Below are 24,012 nucleotides of genomic sequence, written 5' to 3'. Positions count from 1 at the left end.
TGGGATGTTTCCTAAAACGCAACCACGATACGAGCGACCCAGGCAGGGTGATGCCGGAAGGGGAGGCATCTCGACGAGGAAAATTCCCTTTGTGTGTCAGACAACAAATTAATACGCCAGAAACGCAAAACGGCGCCCGAAGGCGCCGTTTTGCTTGCTGCGTTTAACTAAGCGATCAACCCGCCATCACCGCATGCTGCACCAGGGTGAGCAACGGTTGTGGGTACACACCCAGGAAGAACGCCAGCAGGGCGATTGCCAGCAGCATCACGCCGCCTGCTTTCTGTTCCCAGTGCAACTCGGCGTCCACACGGCGCAGGTTTGGCTCGATCAGGTACAAGGTCACCATCACGCGCAGGTAGTAGAAAACGCCGATGGCGCTGCCCAGTACCAGGGAAGCGACCAACCACCATTCGTGCGCTTCAACACCGGTGGCCACGATGTAGAACTTGCCGATGAAGCCCGCAGTCAGCGGGATACCCGCCAGGGACAGCATCATCACGGTCAGTACGGCGGTCAGGTACGGACGGCGCCAGAACAGCCCGCGGTATTCGTACAGGGCGTCGGCGTCGCGGCCTTTGTAAGGCGAGGACATCAGCGTGATCACACCGAATGCACCCAGGCTTGTGATCACGTAGGTGACCAGGTACACGCCGATGGCTTCCATCGCCAGGCCCTTGCTCGCCACCAGGGCGATCAGCAGGTAACCGAAGTGCGCGATGGACGAATAACCCAGCAGACGCTTGAGGTTGTTCTGGGTCAGCGCCAGCAGGTTGCCGAACAGGATCGAAGCGATGGCGATGATGGTCAGCACGTTGCTGAGTACACCGGTGTTGGCCGCAGGGGAGATCTGGAACAGACGCACCATCACGGCAAACACGGCGACTTTCGACGCGGTAGCCAGGAAAGCAGCCACCGGCGCCGGGGCGCCTTCGTACACGTCCGGGGTCCACAGGTGGAACGGCACCAGCGACAGCTTGAACGCCAGGCCGATCAGCATCATGGCCAGGCCCAGTTGGGCAATTGGCGCAGGGCTGCCGGAGGCTGCCAGGGCGTGACCGATACCGCTGAAGCTCAGGCTGCCGGCTTCTGCGTAGAGCAGGGCCATACCGAACAACAGGAATGCCGAACCGGCAGCCGACAGCACCATGTACTTGATGCCGGCTTCCAGGGAGCGCTTGTTGAAGAAGGCATACGCCACCAGGCCGTAGACCGGGATCGACAGCAGTTCCAGGCCGATGAACAAGCCGGCCAGGTGCTGCGCGCTGACCAGCACGATACCACCGGCCGCAGCCAGCAGGATCAGCAGGTACAGCTCTTCGCGGTTGCCCGGGTAGCCGGTGCCGCCTTCGCCGAGGTAGGCGTGGGCAAGCGTGACGCAGGCCAGGGTGGCAACCAGGATCAGCGCGATATACAGCAGCGCGAAGTCATCGACCATCATCAGCGGGGTCACGGCCAGTGGCGCGACCTTGAGTGCCGGGATAATCGACAGCAGGGCCAGGTTCAAGCCCGCACAGGACAGCAGGAACGTTTGCGAGTGATTGCGGCGCCAGGCGATCGCCAGCATCACCACCACGATGGTGAGGCTGGTGATCAGCAGCGGCGCAAGCGCGATAAAGTGTTGGATCGTGAATTCCATAGCGCTCTTACCGGGCCGAAGCGAGTTGAGAGAAGGCGGTGCCGAACCACTGCTGCACGCCATGCATCGTTGCGGCAGAAGTATCCAGGAACGGTTGCGGGTACACGCCGATAAACACCAGCAGTACCGCAAGGCCGAGCACCATGATCAGTTCGCGACCGTCCATGCCGTGCAACACGGTGTCGGACTTAGCCGGACCGAAGTATGCGCGGTGGATCATGATCAGCGAGTAGACCGAACCGAACACCAGGCCAGACGTAGCGATTGCACTGACCCACGGCGTATGCACGAAGGCACCCATCAGGATCAGGAACTCGCCGATGAAGTTACCGGTACCCGGCAAGCCCAGGGATGCGGCGGCGAAGAACAGGCTGATGGCCGGCAGGTAGGCGATACGTGACCACACGCCACCCATCTCGCGCATGTCACGAGTGTGCAGGCGCTCGTACAGTTGGCCGCTGAGGATAAACAGTGCCGCTGCCGACACACCGTGAGCCAGCATCTGGATCACTGCGCCTTGCAGCGCCAGTTGGCTGCCGGAGTAGATGCCGATCAGTACGAAGCCCATGTGGGAAACGGACGAGAAGGCAATCAGACGCTTGATGTCGGTTTGGGCGAAGGCCAGGAACGCACCGTAGAAGATCCCGATCAGACCGAGGGTCATGGCGATCGGCGCGAACTCGGCCGAGGCATTCGGGAACAGCGGCAGGGCGAAACGCAGCAGGCCGTAGGCCGCCGTCTTCAACAGGATACCGGCCAGGTCGACGGAACCTGCAGTCGGCGCCTGGGCGTGAGCGTCAGGCAACCAGGAGTGGAACGGCACCACCGGCAGCTTCACCGCGAACGCGATGAAGAAGCCCAGCATCAGGATGTACTCGGTGGTCAGGGACATCTTGGTTTTCAACAGGTCGGCGTAGTTGAACGTGATCACGCCCGTGCTGTTGAAGTTGACCAGTACCAGGCCCAGGATCGCCACCAACATGATCAGGCCGGAAGCCTGGGTGAAGATGAAGAACTTGGTCGCCGCGTAGATCCGGGTTTTCTTGCCGTCCGAAGAACTGTGACCCCAGAGCGCGATGAGGAAGTACATCGGCACCAGCATCATTTCCCAGAAGAAGAAGAACATGAACAGGTCGAGGGCGAGGAACACGCCGACAACGCCGCCCAGGATCCACATCAGGTTCAGGTGGAAGAAGCCCACGTGACGCTGGATCTCTTTCCAGGAGCAGAGTACCGAGAGGATACCCAGCAGGCCGGTCAGCAGGATCATCAACAGCGACAGGCCGTCGAGGGCCAGGTGCACGTTGATGCCGAAGCGCTGGATCCACACGTGCTTGAATTCAAGCGCGAAGGTGGGATCGACACCCGGTGCCGGAGCAAATGAATAGTCACCGTGGGCCCACAGCCAGAGGCCGAGCGCGAGTTCCAGGGACATGGTCAGCAACGCAATCCAGCGGGGGAGGGTGGCGCCGAAGCGTTCACCCATCCAGCAGAGCAGGCCGCCGATAAAGGGGATCAGGATTAGCCAGGGCAGAATCATGACGGGCTCGTTTCCTTTCGCAAGTTCGCAAAGTTCGCAATGTGCATAGTCAGACCGCGACCACGATGATGGCGCCGATTACCAGGACGGCACCGGCCGCCATGGAAGCTGCATACCAGCGCAATTGGCCGGTCTCGCTGCGGCTCAGGGCGGTGTGACCGGCCTTGGCGGCACGCGGGATCAAACCGATGGTCTGGTCGAGCGGGTCTTTGCGCAGTACGTGGCTGATCGCAAGGTACGGCTTGACGAACAGTTTGTCGTAGATCCAGTCGAAGCCCCAGGCAGCGAACCACCAGGCCGAAAGGAAGCGGCCAATGCCACTGTTGGCGATGGCGGTGACGAAGCGGCGCTTGCCGAGGAACAGCAGGGCCGCCAGCAGGATACCCGCGATGGCGATGGCGCCCGAGGCGATTTCCAGGCTGTGCTTGGCTGCACCACCGGCATGGCCGACGCTTTCCGGCAGAACACCGGCCAGTGGCGGGGTGATCATGGCGCCGACGAAGGTCGACAGGATGATCAGCACCGACAGTGGCAGCCAGTGGGAAATGCCATGGCCTGCGTGGGCTTCAGTCTTGGCTTCACCGTGGAACGTGATGAAGATCAGGCGGAAGGTGTACAGCGAGGTCATGAACGCACCTACCAGGCCGGCGTACAGCAGGCCGTGGTTACCGCTGGCAAAGGCTTCCCAGAGGATTTCGTCTTTCGAGTAGAAACCTGCGGTCACCAGTGGCAGGGCCGACAAGGCCGCGCCGCCGACGATGAAGCTGGCGTAGGCCAACGGCAGTTTCTTCCACAGGCCGCCCATCTTGAAGATGTTCTGCTCGTGGTGGCAGGCAACGATCACCGCACCGGAAGCAAGGAACAGCAGGGCCTTGAAGAAGGCGTGGGTCATCAGGTGGAAGATCGCACCGTCCCAGGCGCCAACGCCCAGGGCCAGGAACATGTAGCCGATCTGGCTCATGGTCGAGTAGGCGAGGATACGCTTGATGTCGGTTTGAACCAGGGCAGCAAAACCTGCCAGTACCAGGGTCACGCCACCCACCAGGCCCACGAGGTGCAGAATCTCCGGCGCCAGGGTGAACAGGCCGTGGGTACGGGCAATCAGGTAGACACCGGCGGTTACCATGGTCGCGGCGTGGATCAGTGCCGAAACCGGGGTAGGACCGGCCATCGCATCCGCCAGCCAGGTTTGCAGCGGCAGTTGCGCGGATTTACCGACCGCGCCACCCAGCAGCATCAGGGTCGCCAGGGTGATCCAGAAGTCGCCGACCTGGAATTTCTGCGGTGCCAGCACCAGCAGTTCCTGGATGTTCAGCGTGCCCACCTGTTGGAACAGGATGAACAGGCCGATGGCCATGAACACGTCACCGATCCGGGTCACGATAAAGGCTTTGAGTGCGGCGTTACCGTTGTTGCGGTTGCTGTAGTAGAAACCGATCAACAGGTACGAGCACAGGCCCACGCCTTCCCAGCCGAAGTACAGGAACAACAGGTTATCGCCCAGCACCAGGAACAGCATGCTGGCGATAAACAGGTTGGTGTAGGCGAAGAAGCGCGAGTAACCGGCTTCACCGCGCATGTACCAGGACGCGAACAGGTGGATCAGGAAGCCCACACCCACCACCACGCCGAGCATGGTGATCGACAGGCCGTCGACGTAGAGGGCGAAGTTGGGCTTGAAGCCCTCCACCGACATCCACTGCCACAACACCAGGGTGTAGTGACCGCCTTCAGGCGGTGCGACGTTGAATTGCCAGATGACGTAGGCGGCGACAATTGCCGACAGGCCAATGGAACCCACGCCGACCAGGGCCGAGAGGTTTTCCGACCAGCGTCCACGGGAGAACGACAGCAGCAGGAAACCGATCAGGGGAAATACGAAAGTCAGAAAGATCATGTTCATCCGCGCATCTCACTGGCAGCGTCGATATCAAGCGTGTGGAAGCGACGATACAGTTGCAGCAGGATCGCCAGGCCAATACTGGCCTCGGCGGCTGCCAGGCTGATCACCAGGATGAACATCACTTGTCCATCCGGCTGGCCCCAACGGCTACCGGCCACGATGAACGCGAGTGCCGCGGCGTTCATCATGATTTCCAGGCTCATCAACACGAACAGAATGTTGCGGCGAACCATCAGGCCGACCAGGCCAAGGCAGAACAGGATGCCGGCGACCGCCAGACCATGCTCCAAAGGGATAGCAGGCATCGTCATTGCTCCTTGGCTTCGTTGCGGCCCAAGTGGAAGGCGGTGATGGCTGCAGCGAGCAGCAGCATCGAAGCCAGTTCGACCACCAGCAGGTACGGGCCGAACAGGCTGATGCCCACGGCTTTCGCGTCTACGGTGGTGTGGCCGATGGCCTGGCCGCTCTGGTGAGCGAACAGCACATACAGCAGTTCACCCAGCAGCAGGGCTGCGAGGATCACCGGGCCGAGCCAGATGCCGGGCTTGAGCCAGACGCGTTCCTGGGCGACAGACGCCGGCCCCAGGTTGAGCATCATCACCACAAACACGAACAGCACCATGATGGCGCCGGCGTAGGCGATCACTTCCAGTACACCGGCGAACGGTGCGCCGAGGCTGAAGAAGGTCATGGCCACGGCGATCAGCGAAATGATCAGGTAGAGCAGGGCGTGCACAGGGTTAGTGTTGGTGATCACGCGAAGCGTGGACACCACTGCAATACCCGATGCGAAATAGAAAGCGAATTCCATCTTTCTTCCTTAAGGCAGCAAGCTCTTCACGTTGATCGGCTCGGCTTCGTTTTGTGCGGCGCCTTTCGGCTTACCGGCAACGGCCATACCTGCAACACGATAGAAGTTGTAATCAGGGTTTTTACCGGGACCAGAGATCAGCAGATCTTCTTTCTCGTACACCAGGTCCTGACGTTTGAACTCGGCCATCTCGAAATCCGGTGTCAGCTGGATCGCGGTGGTCGGGCAAGCTTCCTCGCAGAGGCCGCAGAAAATGCAGCGCGAGAAGTTGATGCGGAAGAAGTCCGGGTACCAGCGACCGTCTTCGGTTTCAGCTTTCTGCAGCGAGATGCAACCCACCGGGCACGCCACGGCGCACAGGTTGCAGGCCACACAGCGCTCTTCGCCGTCGGGGTCGCGGGTCAGGACAATGCGGCCGCGATAACGCGGCGGCAGGTACACCGCTTCTTCCGGGTATTGCAGGGTGTCGCGTTTGCGAAAGCCGTGACCGAACACCATCACCAGGCTTCGCAACTGGGTACCGGTACCCTTAACGATGTCGCCAATATATTTGAACATGGGTCAAATCCTCACTGAACCGCGCCCGCTGGCGTGTTCAACAACACAACGGCAGCAGTCACCAGCAAATTGATCAGGGTCAGCGGCAGGCAGAATCGCCAGCTGAAATCCATCACCTGGTCATACCGTGGACGCGGGATGGAAGCGCGCAGCAGGATGAACAGCATGATGAAGAACGCGGTCTTCAGGAAGAACCAGAAGAACGCCAGCTGCGGCAGGATGCCGAACGGACCGTGCCAGCCGCCGAAGAACAGCGTGACCAGCAGGGCCGAGATCAAGATGATGCCGATGTATTCACCAACGAAGAACATGCCCCATTTCATGCCGGCGTATTCAATGTGGTAACCGTCGGCCAGTTCCTGTTCCGCTTCCGGCTGGTCGAACGGGTGACGGTGAGTCACGGCGACGCCAGCGATGAAGAACGTACAGAAGCCGAAGAACTGCGGAATGATGAACCACAGGTTCTGCGCCTGGTACTCGACGATGTCGCGCATGTTGAACGAGCCCACCTGCACCACGATGCCCATCAGCGCGAGGCCCATGAACACTTCGTAGGACACGGTCTGGGCCGAGGCCCGCAAGCTGCCCAGCAGGGCGAACTTGTTGTTGCTCGACCAACCGGCGAACAACACCGCGTAGACCGACAGGCCGGCCATGGCGAAGAAGAACAGCAAGCCGATGTTCAGGTCCGCCACGCCCCAGGTCGGGGTGATCGGGATGATTGCGAAGGCAATCAGCAAGGCGCTCATGGCCACGACCGGTGCCAGGGTGAAGATCACCTTGTCGGCAAACGGCGGGGTCCAGTCTTCCTTGAAGAACATTTTCAGCATGTCGGCGGCGATCTGGAACATACCAAACGGGCCAACGCGGTTCGGACCGTAACGGTCCTGCCACCAGCCCAGCAGGCGACGTTCGACGAAGCTGAGCAGGGCGCCCGCCACGACCACGGCCAACAGGATCACGATGGCCTTGACCACCGCGATGATCACGTCGATCACTTCAGGGGTGAACCAGGTCATTGAGCTGCCTCCTGCAGACCGTCAACGGTAAGGCCGAAGATCGCCGGAGGAATCCCCGCGAGGCCTTTTGGCAATGCAACCAGGCCAGCACCCAACTCTTCGTCGATGCGCAGCGGCAGACGCAGGGTCTTGCCGGCGACGTTCACGCTGAGCAGGGCACCGTCGTTGACGCCCAGGCGGTCGGCTTCGGACTTGGCTACGGACACGTAGGCGGCTGGAATGCGCTCTTGTACCGGCGCGGCTTTGGAAGAAGTCTCTTCGCTGCCGAACAGGTGGAAGAACGGCACAACCTGCCAGGTACCCTGGGCCGGGTTGAACGGACGCGGAACGCTGGCGAACCAGTTCAGCGAGTCACCGGTGCTTTCGATCAGGCGGGTGCCCGGGTCGCCGGCACGAATGTGGCCACCGACTTCGTCCTGGAACTTGTTCCAGGCCTGCGGCGAGTTCCAGCCCGGCGACCAGGCGAAAGGCACCTGCTGACGTGGCTCGACCGAACCCGAGTAACCTTCCATGGAGAAGGCAAACGCGGTGTCGTTGTCTTGCGGTGTACGTGGCTCATGCACGCTGATGTCAGCCCGCATGGCGGTACGACCGGAGTAACGCAACGGTTCACGGGCGAGTTTCATGCCCTTGATGCGGAACGCGGCGGACGGTGCAGCGTCGACGATGCGTGCCAGTTGCGGTGCAGCGGCAGCGGCGGCAGCGGTCACGTGGTCGAGCTGGGTCCAGTCGATCGGCTGGTTCAGCAGGGTGGCGCGCAGGGCATGCAGCCAGCGCCAGCCTTCGTGAACCAGGATGCTGGCGTCCATGTACTTCGGATCGAACACCTGGAAGAAGCGCTGGGCGCGGCCTTCCTGGCTGACCAGGGTACCGTCGCCTTCAGCAAAGCTGGCGGCGGGCAGTACCAGGTGGGCACGGTCGCTGGTGGCGGTTTTCTGGTGGTCGGCAACGATCACCACTTTGGCCGCGTTCAGCGCTGCGTCGACCTTGGCCGAATCAGTGCGGGTGTACAGGTCGTTTTCCAGTACCACGATCGCATCGGCGCTGCCGTCGGTCACGGCTTGCAGGGCGGCGTCCAGGGACTCGCCACCGAGCATGGCCAGGCCGAGGCTGTTGGCCTCTGGCACGATCAGGCTGATGGAACCGTTCTTCTCGCGCAGCTTCAAGGCTTTGGCGATGTTGGCCGCGGCTTCGATCAGCGCCTTGGAACCCAGCGAGGTGCCGGCGATGATCAATGGACGCTTGGCGGCCAGCAGGGCGTCGGCGATGCGTTTGGCCAGTTCAGCGGCTTCAGCGTCCAGGCCTTCTACGGCAGGCGCGCTGGCGTCGAGGGCGTGGGCCACGGCGAAACCGATGCGGGCCAGGTCGTCAGGCGCGGCGTGTACGCATTCTTCTGCGATGTCGTCGAGCTTGGTGGCGGTCAGGCTGGCGATAAACAGCGGGTTCAGCGCGTGCTGGCCGATGTTTTTCACCGCAGCGTCGAGCCATGGCTGGACGCGCATGGCGTCGGCCATGTCTTCGGCCTTGCCTTTTACCGACTGGCGCAGGGACAGGGCGACACGGGCAGCGGTCTGGGTCAGGTCTTCACCGAGGACGAAGATCGCGTCATGGTCTTCGATGTCGCGCATGTTCGGAACCGGCAGCGGGCTGTCGTTCAAGACTTGCAGCACGAGGCGGATGCGCTCCAGTTCACCGGCTTCGATACCCGAGTAGAAGTGCTCGGCACCCACCAGTTCGCGCAACGCGTAGTTGCTTTCGAGGCTGGCGCGGGGCGAACCGATACCGACGATGTTGCGACCGCGCAGCAGGTCAGCGGCTTTATCCAGTGCTTCGTCGAGGCTCAGCTTGGCGCCGTCGGCCAGCAGTGGCTGACGCGGGCGGTCTTCGCGGTTGACGTAGCCGTAGCCGAAACGGCCACGGTCGCACAGGAAGTACTGGTTGACCGAACCGTTGAAGCGGTTTTCGATCCGACGCAGTTCGCCGTAGCGCTCACCCGGGGAGATGTTGCAACCGCTGGAGCAGCCATGGCAGATGCTCGGCGAGAACTGCATGTCCCACTTGCGGTTGTAGCGCTCGGAGTGAGTCTTGTCGGTGAACACACCGGTCGGGCAGACCTCGGTGAGGTTGCCGGAGAATTCACTTTCGAGGGTGCCGTCTTCAACGCGACCGAAGTACACGTTGTCGTGGGCGCCAAACACACCGAGGTCGGTACCGCCGGCGTAGTCCTTATAGAAGCGCACGCAGCGGTAGCAAGCGATGCAGCGGTTCATCTCGTGGGAGATGAACGGGCCCAGTTGCTGGTTCTGGTGAGTACGCTTGGTGAAGCGATACCGGCGCTCGTTGTGGCCGGTCATCACGGTCATGTCTTGCAGGTGGCAGTGGCCGCCTTCCTCACACACAGGGCAGTCGTGCGGGTGGTTGGTCATCAGCCATTCGACGACGCTGGCGCGAAACACTTTCGCTTCTTCGTCTTCGATGGAGATCCAGCTGCCGTCGGTGGCAGGGGTCATGCAGGACATGACGATACGACCACGGGTGTCGTTCTCGTCGGTGTACTGCTTGACCGCGCACTGGCGGCAAGCGCCAACGCTGCCAAGGGCGGGGTGCCAGCAGAAATATGGAATGTCGAGGCCTAGCGACAGACACGCCTGTAACAGGTTGTCTGCCCCATCGACTTCGAGCTCTTTGCCGTCTACGTGGATAGTGGCCATGGTTCAAAGTTCTTCGTTGGCCCGGTGTCAGCGGGCGTGGCTAATGGAATCTTGTTATTCATGTGCATCAACACAGCCTTGAAGGCGTCAGCACATGAGAAAGCGAAGGGCACGGACCCTTCGCCTTTTTAAGCGTTACGCGCCGACTACGATCGGCCTTGCCAGAGGCGGGACGGCGGCGCTGGTAGGCGCGATGCCGGCTTCGAACTCCGAGCGGAAGTATTTGATCGCGCTGCCCAATGGCTCCACGGCGCCCGGTGCGTGAGCACAGAAGGTCTTGCCTGGGCCGAGGAAACCGACCAGACCCAGCAGGGTCTCGATGTCGCCCTCGCGGCCTTCGCCGTTTTCCAGGGCCATCAGCAGCTTGACGCTCCATGGCAAACCGTCGCGGCACGGGGTGCAGAAGCCACAGGATTCGCGGGAGAAGAATTGCTCCATGTTGCGCAGCAACGACACCATGTTCACGGTGTTGTCCACGGCCATGGCCAGGCCGGTACCCATACGGGTGCCCACCTTGCCGATGCCGCCGGCGTACATTTGAGCGTCCAGGTGTTCTGGCAACAGGAAGCCGGTACCGGCGCCGCCTGGCTGCCAGGCCTTGAGGGTGTAGCCATCGCGCATGCCGCCGGCGTAGTCCTCGAACAGCTCGCGTGCGGTCACGCCGAAAGGCAGTTCCCACAGGCCCGGGTTCTTGACCTTGCCGGAGAAGCCCATGAGCTTGGTGCCCATGTCTTCGCTGCCTTCGCGGGCCAACGATTTGTACCACTCCACGCCGTCGCCGATGATTGCCGGCACGTTGCACAGGGTTTCAACGTTGTTCACGCAGGTCGGCTTGCCCCACACGCCCACGGCGGCAGGGAAGGGCGGCTTGGAACGCGGGTTGGCGCGGCGGCCTTCGAGGGAGTTGATCAGTGCGGTTTCTTCACCGCAGATATAACGCCCTGCGCCGGTGTGCACGAACAGTTCGAAGTCGAAACCCGAACCAAGGATGTTCTTGCCCAGCAGGCCAGCGGCCTTGGCTTCTTCCACGGCACGGTTCAGGTGCTTGGCGGCGGTGGTGTATTCGCCACGCAGGAAGATGTAGCCGCGGTAGGTTTTCAGCGCGCGGGCACTGATCAGCATGCCTTCGATCAGCAGATGGGGCAGTTGCTCCATCAGCATGCGGTCTTTCCAGGTGTTCGGCTCCATTTCATCCGCGTTGCACAGCAGGTAGCGGATGTTGATGGATTCGTCTTTCGGCATCAGGCCCCACTTGACACCCGTGGGGAAGCCTGCACCGCCGCGGCCCTTAAGGCCTGCGTCCTTCACGGTCTGGACGATGTCGTCCTGGGCCATGTCGGCAAAGGCTTTGCGCGCGGCCGCGTAACCGTTCTTGGCCTGGTACTCGTCAAGCCATACAGGCTCGCCGTCGTCACGCAGGCGCCAGGTCAGCGGGTGAGTCTCGGCCGACCGCTTGATGCGGTTGGCAGGACCGAAGGAAGTCAGGGTCATGGGTAGCCCTCGAGCAATTGGGTGACGCCAGCAGGCTGCACGTCGCCGAATGTGTCGTCGTCGATCATCAACGCCGGCGCCTTGTCACAGTTGCCCAGGCAGCACACCGGCAGCAGCGTGAAGCGCCCGTCCGGAGTGGTTTGGCCCAGGCCGATGCCCAGCTTGCTCTGGATCTCGCTGACCACGGACTCGTGGCCACCGATGTAGCAGACCATGCTGTCGCACACGCGAATGATGTGGCGGCCGACCGGCTGGCGGAAGATCTGGCTGTAGAACGTCGCCACGCCTTCAACGTCGCTGGCGGGGATGCCGAGGATCTCGCCGATGGCGTAGAGGGCGCCGTCCGGCACCCAGCCACGTTCCTTCTGGACGATCTTCAAGGCTTCGATCGACGCCGCGCGCGGGTCTTCGTAGTGATGCAGCTCGTGCTCGATGGCCGAGCGCTCGGTTTCACTCAAGGTGAAACGGTCTGTCTGGATAAGCGTGCTATTCATGCTTAGCGGTCCACGTCGGCCATAACGAAATCGATACTACCCAGGTACGCAATCAAGTCCGCGACCATTTCACCTTTGATCACCGAAGGGATCTGCTGCAGGTGCGGGAAGCTTGGCGTACGAATCCGGGTGCGGTAGCTCATGGTGCCGCCATCGCTCGTCAGGTAATAACTGTTGATACCCTTGGTCGCTTCGATCATCTGGAAGGATTCGTTGGCCGGCATTACCGGGCCCCACGAAACTTGCAGGAAGTGCGTGATCAGGGTTTCGATGTGTTGCAGCGTGCGCTCTTTCGGCGGCGGCGTGGTCAGCGGGTGATCCGCCTTGTACGGGCCTTCCGGCATGTTGCGCATGCACTGTTCGATGATCTTCAGGCTCTGGCGCATTTCTTCGACGCGCACGATGCAGCGGTCGTAGGCATCGCCGTTGGCCGCCAGCGGCACTTCGAATTCGAAGTTCTGGTAGCCGGAGTACGGGCGTGCTTTACGCAGGTCGAAATCGCAACCGGTGGAACGCAGGCCAGCACCGGTGACGCCCCATTCCAGGGCCTCTTTGGTGTTGTACTGGGCGACGCCGATGGTCCGGCCCTTGAGGATGCTGTTGTCCAGGGCGGCTTTCTGGTATTCGTCCAGACGCTTGGGCATCCAGTCGATGAATTCCTTGACCAGGCGTTCCCAGCCACGCGGCAGGTCGTGGGCGACGCCGCCGATGCGGTACCAGGCCGGGTGCAGGCGGAAACCGGTGATGGCTTCGATGACCTTGTACGCACGCTGACGGTCGGTGAAGGTGAAGAACACCGGGGTCATGGCGCCGACGTCCTGGATATAGGTACCCAGGAACAGCAGGTGGCTGGTGATCCGGAAGAACTCGGCCATCATGATGCGGATGGTGTCGACCTTGTCCGGCACCTTGATGCCGGCCAGCTTCTCGACCGAGAGCACGTACGGCAGGTTGTTCATCACGCCGCCGAGGTAGTCGATACGGTCGGTGTACGGGATGAAGCTGTGCCACGACTGACGCTCGGCCATCTTCTCGGCACCACGGTGGTGGTAGCCGATGTCCGGTACGCAGTCGACGATTTCTTCGCCGTCCAGTTGCAGGATGATGCGGAAGGCACCGTGAGCCGAAGGGTGGTTCGGGCCCAGGTTGAGGAACATGTAGTCCTCGTTGGTGCCGGAGCGCTTCATGCCCCAGTCTTCCGGACGGAAGCGCGCAGCCTCTTCTTCAAGCTGTTGCTTGGCGAGGGTCAGGCTGAATGGATCGAATTCGGTGGCGCGGGCAGGGAAGTCCTTGCGCAGCGGGTGACCTTCCCAGGTCGGCGGCATCATGATGCGCGACAGGTGCGGGTGGCCCGGGAAATCGATGCCGAACATGTCCCACACTTCACGCTCGTACCAGTTGGCGTTAGGCCAGATACCGGTCACGGTCGGAACGCTCAGGTCGCTCTCGGAGAGGGCCACCTTGATCATCACGTCGCTGTTACGTTCCAGCGACATCAAGTGGTAGAACACGGTGAAGTCGGCGCCGCTCGGCAGCCCCTGGCGCTTGGTGCGCAGGCGCTCGTCCACGCCATGCAGGTCATAGAGCATGACGTACGGCTTGGGCAGGTTGCGCAGGAAGCTCAGGACTTCGACGAGCCTGGCACGCGCCACCCACAGCACCGGCATGCCGGTGCGTGTGGCCTGGGCGGTGAAGGCGTCAGGGCCAAAACGGTTGTTGAGTTCGACGACCACATCCTGGTCGTCTGCCTTATAAGGCGGGATGTACAGAGCACTGCCTGTAGTCATGGTTTTTTATCGCTTTCGGTCAACGTAAAGAATGAAGCCAGGTTTTCGTTCTATAAAAGAAGCGGTTCTGGATCAGACTTCGTCGGGGCTGCGCAGGTTGGTTACCTGAATACGCTGTTCGCGGCGCTGTTCCTTTTGTGACGGCATCTCGGCGCGGTATACGCCTTGATCTCCGACAACCCAGGAAAGTGGGCGACGCTCCTTGCCAATCGATTCCTGCAACAGCATCAAGCCTTGCAGAAATGCTTCAGGGCGGGGCGGGCAGCCAGGCACGTAGACGTCCACGGGCAGGAACTTGTCCACCCCCTGAACCACGGAGTAGATGTCGTACATGCCACCGGAGTTGGCGCACGAACCCATGGAGATAACCCACTTTGGCTCGAGCATTTGCTCGTAGAGACGCTGAATGATCGGCGCCATCTTGATAAAGCAGGTACCGGCGATAACCATGAAATCCGCCTGACGCGGCGATGCCCGGATAACTTCGGCGCCAAAGCGCGCGATGTCGTGGGGCGCCGTGAAGGCGGTGGTCATTTCCACGTAGCAGCAGGACAGACCGAAGTTGTACGGCCACAGGGAGTTCTTACGTCCCCAGTTGACCGCACCACTCAGCACGTCTTCCAGCTTGCCCATGTAGATGTTTTTGTGGACTTGGTCTTCTAACGGGTCGGAAACGGTTTCCCGTTCGCCGATTGGGTACTGCTCGTTAGGAGCATCCGGGTCGATCCTGGTGAGATTGTATTGCATCGCCAAAGCCTCATTGTTTCAGCTTCGCTTGCCGCTTGCGACGAGCTTCCGGAGCCCAGTCAAGGGCGCCCACTCGAAATAGGTAGACAAGGCCTGCCAACAGAATTGCTATGAAAACGAGGGCTTCGACGAATCCGGTCCAGCCGCTTTCGCGGACGGACACAGACCAGGCAAAGAGAAAAAGGGCTTCGATGTCGAAGATCACGAAGAGCATCGCGACCAGATAGAATTTGGCTGAGAGCCGCAAGCGGGCGCCACCTGTAGGTAGCATGCCGGACTCGAACGGTTCGTTTTTGCTGCGGCCCCAGGCTTTTGACCCGAGGAGGCTGGAGACGCCGAGCATGAAGGCGCAAAGGCCGACTACACCGAGGAGGAAAATGGCAAAGCCCCAGTTGTGGGCCATGAGTCCTGTCGCTTCGGTCATGCTGGAAATCCTTAACAGAGAGCAAAGGTCTCTGAGCTCGAAAAAGTAACGATGCAGTGACGATATGTCGCAGCGCAATCAATCGCGGTGATTTTATGGCTAAACACCGGGCAAGTAAAATTCCTATAGCGAAATTATTCGATGGAATAAGCACATAGTGCACCTTCTTGGGGCTGTAGCCCTTGTGCTGCGGGCATTAGCGGGCTTTTCACGAATTGTGTTTTGTTTAACCGGTAAAGAAGTTTTCATGCTCTAAATGATAATGAATATTGTTTGCGTGGGGTTTAAGCGAATGTTTCTCGTGTGGCGGGGGAAGTTGCCGTTACTTGCTAGATTGTCGCTTAGTTGCTGACGGAGATCTTTTAACCGATCTGGTTGATGCAGATACCGCTCTAGATCAATGTTTTGCACAAATTTTCAGAATGCACACATTCCCCTTGTGGGAGCGGGCTTGCTCGCGAATGCAGTGGGTCAGCCAATGAATCTGTTGACTGATACACCGCATTCGCGAGCAAGCCCGCTCCCACATTTTGATCTGTGTTGTGTCAGGCAGGGTTTCATCAGTGCAAAAAAAACGCCCCGAACCAGTCGGGGCGTCAGATCGTGCGGCACTGCGGTTAGGTCTTCCGTGGGGCCGCAGTGGCCGTGTACTCAGTACTTAGTGGAACTGCTCTTCTTCGGTCGAACCGGTCAGCGCAGTCACGGACGAGGTGCCGCCCTGGATCACGGTGGTCATGTCGTCGAAGTAGCCGGTGCCCACTTCCTGCTGGTGCGCCACAAAGGTGTAACCCTTGGCAGCATCAGCGAACTCTTGTTCCTGCAGCTTCACGTAGGCAGTCATGTCGTTGCGGGCGTAGTCGTGCGCCAGGTTGAACATGCTGTGCCACATGTTGTGAATGCCGGCCAGGGTGATGAATTGGTGCTTGTAGCCCATGGCAGACAGTTCACGCTGGAACTTGGCGATGGTCGCGTCGTCCAGGTTCTTCTTCCAGTTGAAGGAAGGCGAGCAGTTGTAGGACAGCAGTTGATCCGGGTATTCCTTCTTGATGGCTTCGGCAAAGCGGCGGGCTTCGTCCAGGTCCGGCTTGGCAGTTTCGCACCAGATCAGGTCGGCGTACGGCGCGTAGGCCAGGCCACGAGCGATCGCCTGGTCGAGACCGGCGCGCACTTTATAGAAACCTTCCTGGGTACGTTCGCCAGTCACGAACGGCTGGTCGTACGGGTCGCAATCCGAGGTCAGCAAATCAGCCGCGTTGGCATCGGTACGGGCCAGGATGATGGTCGGAGTGCCAGCAACGTCAGCAGCCAGACGAGCAGCCGTCAGCTTTTGAACAGCTTCCTGGGTTGGAACCAGTACCTTGCCGCCCATGTGGCCGCATTTCTTCACCGAAGCCAGCTGGTCTTCGAAGTGAACGCCGGCAGCGCCTGCCTCGATCATGCTCTTCATCAGCTCGTAGGCGTTCAGTACGCCACCGAAACCGGCTTCAGCGTCTGCAACGATCGGTGCGAAGTAGTCGATGTAGCCTTCATCGCCCGGGCCTTTACCGGCTTTCCACTGGATCTGGTCGGCACGGCGGAACGAGTTGTTGATGCGCTTGACCACGGTTGGCACGGAGTCCACCGGGTACAGCGATTGGTCGGGGTACATGGATTCAGCGGAGTTGTTGTCCGCTGCCACTTGCCAGCCAGACAGGTAGATCGCCTGGATACCGGCTTTGACCTGTTGAACCGCTTGGCCGCCAGTCAGGGCGCCCATGCAGTTGACGAAATCTTTTTCGGGACGGAAGGACGGCTTGGCACCCTGGGTGACCAGCTTCCACAGCTTCTCGGCGCCGAGTTTTGCAAAGGTGTGCTCAGGTTGAACCGAGCCACGCAGGCGGACGACGTCAGCAGCGGAATAAGCGCGGGTCACGCCTTTCCAGCGTGGGTTTTCAGCCCAGTCTTTTTCAAGGGCTGCAATTTGCTGTTCGCGTGTCAGTGCCATGGGGAAAAACCTCGTCGCATAGGTCTAGGTGGAAAATTCCATTTGCCAGCCACGTAATCAGTGCGTGGTTATGGCTGCTCGCTGACCAGAAGCTTAGGCGGTCAAGTCAGGCTCGGCGGGGAAGGCGACGGGATGAACGAGTGGCTCAAGGGGGAGTTGAGCAGGTAAGGGCGAACTGCGAACAGTCTTCGGGCGTCGTGGGCCTTTGTACGATCCATCAGTGTGTTGCCGGGTTACCTGGTTAGCTTCCGTCCCTCGGGACAACTTCGTTCCAGTCGCAACCTCGTCAAACACACCTTGTGGGCGGTACAGACACGAATCGGCTCAGGTGGGTGGCTTTGAGCGACGATCCGAAGGCCCTTGCCAGGGCCCCTGATTAGCGGGAGCGAGGCCATCATGCCCATGCTTTTTTGGATCGTCAAATGTTTTGTAGTGCTTTTTTTCAAGCACTACATCTTTAGTCTAATACGACTCGCCAGTCAGTTTTTGGTGCTTCAGTTCAGCGTGTCGACTTTGACCCGCAATGTCAGGTCATCGCGCCCTTGAGTAGAGTAGCTGCGGGTTGTAGTGCTTTTGTCGGCCTGGGTCTGGCGGTTGATCCCGGCCAGGGTGATCCACTCGCCCAGGCGTCCGCTGACAGTTGTGTCGGTACTTTGCACGTTCACTACATCGGGACGTTCCTGGCTCATGCGGTCACGATTGGTACTGATGCTCAGGTGAACGGTCTCGCCGGTGACGCTGGCCGTCACGTAGAAACCCTGGGTTACGTTGCGATACTGGGTCTGGTTCTGCGGGCGGCCGTAGGCATCGGGCTGGGTGGTGGTGAGGGGCACGCTCTGGCCGACCTGGATCAGCGCGGGCACGCCTTCGCTGGCCTGGATCTGCTGGATCCCGCCGTCACGGCTCTCGGTGCTGTAGGTGATGACCTGGGTTTGATTGTTGCCGTTGCTCTGCTGGTTGTTTTCGTTGGTGTCGACGGTGATCAGCAGGCGCTTGGAAGGCGTGTCCAGTTGCGCGAGCAGGGCGCGCAGGCCCTGGATCTTGTCGGGCTCGGCATTCACGATCAGTTGGTTGCCGTAGGCGCTGACGGTGCCGTCCTTGCCGATAAAGTTCTGCGCCACCGGCAGCAGGTCGGCGCTGGTGCGGTTGCTCAGGGGCACGACTTCGGTGGCGGCCATCACCGAGAAACTGGTGGCCAGGAGCAACAGGGTGAGCAGGGTGCGTAGGGACATGTCCGTTATCTCTGCGAGTCATTTAGGCTAGATATTGCCAGTTTGTCGGCCTGGCGGGGTGCAAGTTGAATCCTGGACGGCAAAAGGCCCTGGCATCGGGGGATGGCAGGGCCTTTTGAGGTGTTGCTGATGGCGCCTTCGCGAGCAAGCCCGCTCCCACATTTGACCTCATTCCAAAGGATGTACTGGATCGAATGTGGGAGCTGGCTTGCCTGCGAAGGGCGCGGCGCGGTCTCGGATCAGCCCTCGCGCACCATATCAACGTGAGGAATCCCGACTTCCAGGAACTCATCGCTGACAATCTTGAAGCCCAGGCGCTCATAAAACGGCGCCGCATGGACCTGTGCACTGAGGATCTGCCGGGTCTGGCCGCGTTTCTCGGCCACGCCGATCACCGCTTCCATCAGCTTGTCGCCGACCTTCAGGCCGCGCCAGTCTTTGAGAACCGACACGCGGCCGATCTCGCCGGTAGGCAGCAGGCGTGCAGTACCGATGGGAAAGTCGCCTTCGAACGCCAGGAAATGCACGGCACTCGCGTCGTCTGCATCCCATTCCAGCTCCGGTGGAACCGATTGTTCAGCGATAAATACCGCTTCACGAATGCGCCGTATCTCGGCGATATCCTTTTGCCAGTCCGCGACACTTACGTGAATCTTATTCATCGGCAAACCCCAGGCTTCCTTGCTTGACCAGTTCCCACAGCAGGGCGCAGCCATCTTCATCCGCCAGCCATGGGCCGAGGTTGTCGATGTGCAGGGCGTCGGCGGCGCACACCAGCTTCAGCAGTTCCCGCAGCTTGCCCGGCAACAGGCGGCTCTGGCCGCTGGCGAACAGCAGCAGGTCGTCGTCGACTTCGGACCAGGCCAGGCGGGCGCTCGGGTTGCGGATCAGCACGGCGCCGTTTTCCAGGCTGCCCAGCAGGTCTTCTTCTTCCACTTCCGGGCCGGCGACCAGTTCCGGGTAGCGCGGCTCGGTCATGAACTGGCCGAACCAGGTCAGCAGCATGCGCTCGTCGCTCATGTGCTCGGCCAACAGGCTTTTCAGGCGGTCGAGGGCGTCGCCCTGGATCTGGTGCGGGTCGCTGACCGGCTGGGCATCGGCGTCGGTGTAGCGCTCTTCGTCAGTCAGGTACTGGCTGAGGAAGTCGGTGAAGTGGGTCAGCACTTCAGCGGCGCTCGGGGCGCGGAAGCCTACGGAGTAGGTCATGCAATCATCCACGGCCACGCCGCAGTGGGCCAGGCGGGGCGGCAGGTAGAGCATGTCGCCCGGTTCCAGCACCCATTCGGCGGTCTCTTCGAATTCAGCGAGGATGCGCAGGTCCGCGTGTTGCAGCAGCGGGCTTTCGGAGTTGCACATCTGGCCGATCTTCCAGTTGCGCTTGCCGGAACCTTGCAGCAGGAACACGTCGTAGTTGTCGAAGTGCGGGCCCACGCTGCCACCCGGGGCGGCGTAGCTGATCATCACATCGTCAATGCGCCAGCTTGGCAGGAAGCGGAAGTTTTCCAGCAGTTCGGCCACTTCCGGCACGAACTGGTCGACCGCCTGCACCAGCAGGGTCCACTCGCGCTCGGGCAGGGTGCTGAAGGCATCTTCGGCGAACGGGCCGCGGCGCAACTCCCACGGGCGTTCGCCGTGTTCGATGATTAGGCGCGACTCGACTTCTTCTTCCAGCGCCAGGCCGGCCAGTTCGTCGGCGTCGATCGGGCTTTCGAAGTCAGGGATGGCCTGGCGGATCAGCAGGGGTTTTTTCTGCCAGTAGTCGCGCAGGAATTCCCGTGCCGTGATGCCGCCCAGAAGTTGAAGAGGAATGTCAGGATTCATGTGTAACCTATTGAAAAAAAGCACTTTTCAGACGGGAATAAAAACGCCCGGCGCTGCCGGGCGTCTCAAGGGGTCAAGCTTCTATCAGATGCGTTTGGCTTGAGCCACAGCGTTGCCGATGTAGTTGGCCGGGGTGAGCAGTTTCAGCTCGGCCTTGGCGGCGGCTGGCATGTCCAGGCCGTCAATGAAAGTTTGCAGCGCTTCGGAGGTGATGCCCTTGCCGCGGGTCAGCTCTTTGAGCTTCTCGTACGGGTTTTCGATGTTATAGCGGCGCATCACGGTCTGGATCGGCTCGGCCAGGACTTCCCAGCAAGCGTCCAGGTCGGCGGCGATCTTCTGCTCGTTGAGCTCCAGTTTGCTGATGCCTTTGAGGCTGGCTTCGTACGCGATCACGCTGTGGGCGAAGCCCACGCCGAGGTTGCGCAGTACGGTGGAGTCGGTCAGGTCGCGCTGCCAGCGGGAGATTGGCAACTTGCTGGCCAGGTGCTGGAACAGGGCGTTGGCGATCCCGAGGTTGCCTTCGGAGTTTTCGAAGTCGATCGGGTTGACCTTGTGCGGCATGGTCGATGAACCGATTTCGCCGGCAATGGTGCGCTGCTTGAAGTAGCCCAGGGAGATGTAGCCCCAGATATCGCGATCGAAGTCGATCAGGATGGTGTTGAAGCGCGCAATCGCGTCGAACAGCTCGGCGATGTAGTCGTGGGGTTCGATTTGCGTGGTGTACGGGTTGAAACCCAGGCCCAGTTCGTCTTCGATGAAGGCGCGGGCGTTTTCTTCCCAGTCGATCTCAGGATAGGCTGACAGGTGGGCGTTGTAGTTGCCTACGGCGCCGTTGATCTTGCCCAGCAGCGGTACGGCCGCGACTTGAGCGATCTGGCGCTCCAGGCGGTACACCACGTTGGCCAGTTCTTTACCCAGGGTGGTCGGCGAAGCCGGCTGGCCGTGGGTGCGCGACAGCATCGGAACGTCGGCGAAACGGATCGCCAGTTCGCGGATGGCGTCGGCAGTCTGGCGCATCAGTGGCAGCATCACGTCATCACGGCCTTCGCGCAGCATCAGGGCGTGGGACAGGTTGTTGATGTCCTCGCTGGTGCAGGCAAAGTGGATGAACTCGCTGACCTTGGCCAGTTCCGGCAGCTTGGCCGCTTGCTCTTTGAGCAGGTATTCGATGGCTTTAACGTCGTGGTTGGTGGTGCGCTCGATCTCTTTGACACGCTCGGCGTGCTCCAGAGCGAAGTTTTCCGCCAGGGCGTTCAGCACAGCGTTGGCTTCGGCAGAGAACGCCGGCACTTCGCTGATGCCAGGGTGAGCGGCCAGGCGCTGGAGCCAGCGCACTTCAACCAGAACACGAGCACGGATCAAGCCGTATTCGCTGAAAATAGGGCGCAGGGCCTGGGTTTTGCCGGCGTAGCGGCCGTCAACAGGGGAAACCGCAGTGAGCGAAGAAAGCTGCATGGGGTGTTCTCGGACAGTCGGGCAACGAAATGGGGCGCGTATCATACATGAAAAAATCCGCCGGTCCGTTGCCAACTGACCGGCGTATTACGCGTGGGGCTATAAAAAATCGGTTGCTGCGACTTATTCGTTGCGCATCAACGGGTAAAGCTCTTTCAGCAATTTGCGTCGGCTGACCACCAACTGCCAGCGATGACCGCCCAATTGGCGCCATAACCGCGCCGAACGAATACCGGCCAACAGCAGGGCGCGGATTTTCGAGGCGTTGTTTGGTTGTTGCAGGTTGCGCATATCGCCGTGCACCTGGATCCGCTGGCGCAAGGTGCTCAGGGTGTCCTGGTACAGGGCGCCACAGGCTGCGATCACGTTTTCGTGGGCCGGGCCAAAATGCTCGACCTGGGACTGGATCTGCGGCAGGCGCTTGCCGATGGTGTCCAGCAGGTCGTCGCGCTTGGCCAATTGGCGCTCCAGGCCGAGCATCGACAGGGCGTAGCGCAGCGGCTCGCGCTGCAAGGTGCTTGGGTCGCGCTCGAGGGCGCCGACCAGTGCGCGATAACCTTCGCGCAGGGCCAGGTCGTCGCCGCCGTACACTTCCAGGGTGTCCTTCGGGTCGCGGATCAGCAGGCTGCCGAGCATGCAGGTCAGGCCTGCCTCGGTGACCTGGCCGGTCTTGGCGATCTTGTCCACCAGCACCGCGGCGAGAAACACGCCGCCCAGTGCCGTCAGTTGCTCCTGGGTCGGGCTCATGCCTGGCTGCTCCAGGGTTCGGCAACTTCGATCACACCGCCCCCCAGGCAAATCTCTCCGTCATAGAACACTACCGATTGGCCGGGCGTTACGGCGCGCTGCGGGTCGTCGAAGGTGGCGCGATAGCCGGTGGCGGTTTTTTCCAGCGTGCAGGGCTGGTCGCTCTGGCGATAGCGCACTTTGGCCGTCAGGCGGCGCGGGCTGCTGAGGTCCACCGGGTTGACCCAGTAGATGTCCGAGGCCAGCAGGGCGCGGGAGAACAGCCATGGGTGGTCATTGCCCTGGCCCACGATCAGCTCGTTGTGCTCCAGGTCCTTGACCAGCACGTACCACGGCTCTTCGCCGGCGTCTTTCAAGCCGCCGATGCCCAGGCCCTGGCGCTGGCCGATGGTGTGGTACATCAAGCCGTGGTGACGGCCGATGATCTCGCCTTCGGTGGTCTTGATCTCGCCCGGTTGCGCCGGCAGGTACTGCTTGAGGAAGTCGCTGAAACGGCGCTCGCCGATAAAGCAGATCCCGGTGGAATCCTTCTTCTTGGCGGTGGCCAGGCCGTGTTTCTCGGCAATGGCGCGCACTTCGGGCTTTTCCAGCTCGCCCACCGGGAACAGTGTCTTGGCGATCTGTTCGCCGCCGACGGCGTGCAGGAAGTAGCTCTGGTCCTTGTTGGCGTCCAGGCCCTTGAGCAGTTCGGTGCGGCCATCGATGTCGCGACGGCGCACGTAGTGGCCAGTAGCAATCAGATCGGCACCGAGGATCATCGCGTAGTCGAGGAACGCCTTGAACTTGATCTCGCGGTTACACAGGATGTCCGGGTTCGGCGTGCGGCCGGCCTTGTATTCGGCCAGGAAGTGCTCGAACACGTTGTCCCAGTACTCGGCGGCGAAGTTGGCGGTGTGCAGCTTGATGCCGATTTTGTCGCAGACGGCCTGGGCATCCGCCAGGTCGTCCATGGCGGTGCAATATTCCGTTCCATCGTCTTCTTCCCAGTTCTTCATGAACAGGCCTTCCACCTCATAACCCTGCTCCATGAGCAGAACGGCGGAAACGGAAGAATCCACGCCGCCGGACATACCGACGATGACGCGCTTCTTTTGTGTGTCAGAAGGGGCTGGATCACGCATAGGATTTCAACGGGAGTCTTTAAAAAGGACGCGATTCTAGCAGGCTCGCGTCTGCAAGGCTAAAGAGAAGGGCGGATCAATTCGAGGCTGTGGCGCTGGCCGGCCAGATAATCGTCGATGCAGCGGATGATCAGCTCGCTGCGCCAGTCTTCGCGCAGGGCCATCAATTCGTCACGGGTCAGCCAGCGGGCGCGCAGAATACCGTCGTCCAGTGGGTAGTCCGGGTGGTGTTGCAGGGCCTTGGCGATGAAGCATACGCGCTGATAGGTCACGCCATTGCTGGGAGCGGTGTACAGGTAAATCCCGACAATCCCGGTGGCTTCGACGTCCCAGCCGGTCTCTTCGAGGGTTTCGCGCACGGCGGCCTCGGTCAGGGTTTCGTTCGGGTCGAGGTGGCCGGCGGGCTGGTTGAGCACGGCGCGGCCGCCCTTGAGTTCTTCGACCATCAGGAAGCGGCCGTTGTCTTCGACGATGGTGGCGACGGTGATGTGAGGTAGCCAGGTCATAAAGTGCCTCGATTCAAGGTGT

21 protein-coding genes are annotated in these 24,012 nt (G+C 60.9%); all 21 read right to left on the bottom strand.

Features of this window, described 5'->3' with window-relative positions:
- Positions 1–175: 175 nt before the first annotated feature.
- Positions 176–1,639, bottom strand: a complete 1,464-nt coding sequence (gene nuoN, locus C0058_RS20500; RefSeq protein WP_003219557.1) for an NADH-quinone oxidoreductase subunit NuoN — start codon at positions 1,637–1,639, stop codon at positions 176–178.
- 7 nt (positions 1,640–1,646) lie between these two features.
- Positions 1,647–3,179, bottom strand: coding sequence for an NADH-quinone oxidoreductase subunit M (nuoM, locus tag C0058_RS20495; protein ID WP_003219558.1), 1,533 nt, complete (start codon positions 3,177–3,179; stop codon positions 1,647–1,649).
- Positions 3,180–3,228: 49 nt separating this feature from the next.
- Positions 3,229–5,082: an NADH-quinone oxidoreductase subunit L gene (nuoL, locus tag C0058_RS20490; RefSeq protein WP_102369438.1), complete on the bottom strand. Its 1,854-nt coding sequence runs from the start codon at positions 5,080–5,082 to the stop codon at positions 3,229–3,231.
- Positions 5,079–5,387: an NADH-quinone oxidoreductase subunit NuoK gene (gene nuoK / locus C0058_RS20485; RefSeq protein ID WP_003219560.1), complete on the bottom strand. Its 309-nt coding sequence runs from the start codon at positions 5,385–5,387 to the stop codon at positions 5,079–5,081. The genes nuoL and nuoK overlap by 4 nt, the downstream gene beginning before the upstream one ends.
- Before the next feature lie 2 nt (positions 5,388–5,389).
- Positions 5,390–5,893: an NADH-quinone oxidoreductase subunit J gene (gene nuoJ / locus C0058_RS20480; protein ID WP_003219561.1), complete on the bottom strand. Its 504-nt coding sequence runs from the start codon at positions 5,891–5,893 to the stop codon at positions 5,390–5,392.
- A 9-nt stretch (positions 5,894–5,902) separates the two neighbouring features.
- Entirely contained in the window at positions 5,903–6,451 is a 549-nt protein-coding gene (gene nuoI / locus C0058_RS20475; RefSeq protein WP_003174725.1) for an NADH-quinone oxidoreductase subunit NuoI, read from the bottom strand.
- 11 nt (positions 6,452–6,462) lie between these two features.
- A complete protein-coding gene (gene nuoH, locus C0058_RS20470) occupies positions 6,463–7,470 on the bottom strand; it encodes an NADH-quinone oxidoreductase subunit NuoH (protein ID WP_003219563.1) in 1,008 nt (335 codons plus the stop codon).
- On the bottom strand, positions 7,467–10,181 hold the full coding sequence (gene nuoG, locus C0058_RS20465; RefSeq protein WP_102369437.1) for an NADH-quinone oxidoreductase subunit NuoG: 2,715 nt from the start codon (positions 10,179–10,181) through the stop codon (positions 7,467–7,469). The genes nuoH and nuoG overlap by 4 nt, the downstream gene beginning before the upstream one ends.
- A 135-nt stretch (positions 10,182–10,316) precedes the next feature.
- Positions 10,317–11,672 (bottom strand): NADH-quinone oxidoreductase subunit NuoF, encoded by a 1,356-nt coding sequence (nuoF, locus tag C0058_RS20460; RefSeq protein ID WP_003219566.1) that lies wholly within the window; start codon positions 11,670–11,672, stop codon positions 10,317–10,319.
- Entirely contained in the window at positions 11,669–12,166 is a 498-nt protein-coding gene (nuoE, locus tag C0058_RS20455) for an NADH-quinone oxidoreductase subunit NuoE (RefSeq protein WP_003219568.1), read from the bottom strand. The genes nuoF and nuoE overlap by 4 nt, the downstream gene beginning before the upstream one ends.
- Positions 12,167–12,168: 2 nt before the next feature.
- Positions 12,169–13,953, bottom strand: coding sequence for an NADH-quinone oxidoreductase subunit C/D (gene nuoC, locus C0058_RS20450; RefSeq protein WP_003219570.1), 1,785 nt, complete (start codon positions 13,951–13,953; stop codon positions 12,169–12,171).
- A 72-nt stretch (positions 13,954–14,025) separates the two neighbouring features.
- Complete coding sequence (locus C0058_RS20445; RefSeq protein WP_003219572.1) at positions 14,026–14,700, bottom strand: NADH-quinone oxidoreductase subunit B family protein; 675 nt, start codon at positions 14,698–14,700, stop codon at positions 14,026–14,028.
- A gap of 10 nt (positions 14,701–14,710) precedes the next feature.
- Positions 14,711–15,124, bottom strand: coding sequence for an NADH-quinone oxidoreductase subunit A (locus tag C0058_RS20440; protein ID WP_003219575.1), 414 nt, complete (start codon positions 15,122–15,124; stop codon positions 14,711–14,713).
- Between the two features lie 658 nt (positions 15,125–15,782).
- Entirely contained in the window at positions 15,783–17,108 is a 1,326-nt protein-coding gene (gene aceA / locus C0058_RS20435; protein WP_003219577.1) for an isocitrate lyase, read from the bottom strand.
- 494 nt (positions 17,109–17,602) lie between these two features.
- Positions 17,603–18,340 (bottom strand): secretin N-terminal domain-containing protein, encoded by a 738-nt coding sequence (locus C0058_RS20430; RefSeq protein WP_003219578.1) that lies wholly within the window; start codon positions 18,338–18,340, stop codon positions 17,603–17,605.
- A 239-nt stretch (positions 18,341–18,579) separates the two neighbouring features.
- Positions 18,580–19,002 (bottom strand): GNAT family N-acetyltransferase, encoded by a 423-nt coding sequence (locus C0058_RS20425; protein ID WP_003219580.1) that lies wholly within the window; start codon positions 19,000–19,002, stop codon positions 18,580–18,582.
- Positions 18,995–20,161 (bottom strand): cupin domain-containing protein, encoded by a 1,167-nt coding sequence (locus C0058_RS20420; protein WP_003219582.1) that lies wholly within the window; start codon positions 20,159–20,161, stop codon positions 18,995–18,997. Before C0058_RS20420 ends, C0058_RS20425 begins: the two co-directional genes overlap by 8 nt.
- A gap of 84 nt (positions 20,162–20,245) precedes the next feature.
- Entirely contained in the window at positions 20,246–21,616 is a 1,371-nt protein-coding gene (gene purB / locus C0058_RS20415) for an adenylosuccinate lyase (protein ID WP_003219584.1), read from the bottom strand.
- A 123-nt stretch (positions 21,617–21,739) separates the two neighbouring features.
- Positions 21,740–22,363, bottom strand: coding sequence for a high frequency lysogenization protein HflD (gene hflD / locus C0058_RS20410; RefSeq protein ID WP_003219586.1), 624 nt, complete (start codon positions 22,361–22,363; stop codon positions 21,740–21,742).
- Complete coding sequence (gene mnmA, locus C0058_RS20405; protein WP_003219588.1) at positions 22,360–23,484, bottom strand: tRNA 2-thiouridine(34) synthase MnmA; 1,125 nt, start codon at positions 23,482–23,484, stop codon at positions 22,360–22,362. Before mnmA ends, hflD begins: the two co-directional genes overlap by 4 nt.
- A gap of 59 nt (positions 23,485–23,543) precedes the next feature.
- The gene (locus C0058_RS20400) at positions 23,544–23,990 is read right to left on the bottom strand and encodes an NUDIX hydrolase (RefSeq protein WP_008431568.1); all 447 of its coding nucleotides are present in this window, start codon (positions 23,988–23,990) and stop codon (positions 23,544–23,546) included.
- Between the last annotated feature and the right edge of the window lie 22 nt (positions 23,991–24,012).

The sequence above is a fragment of the Pseudomonas sp. NC02 genome (assembly GCF_002874965.1).
Classification (GTDB): Bacteria; Pseudomonadota; Gammaproteobacteria; order Pseudomonadales; family Pseudomonadaceae; genus Aquipseudomonas.
This window is presented reverse-complemented; position numbering and strand designations above follow the sequence as displayed.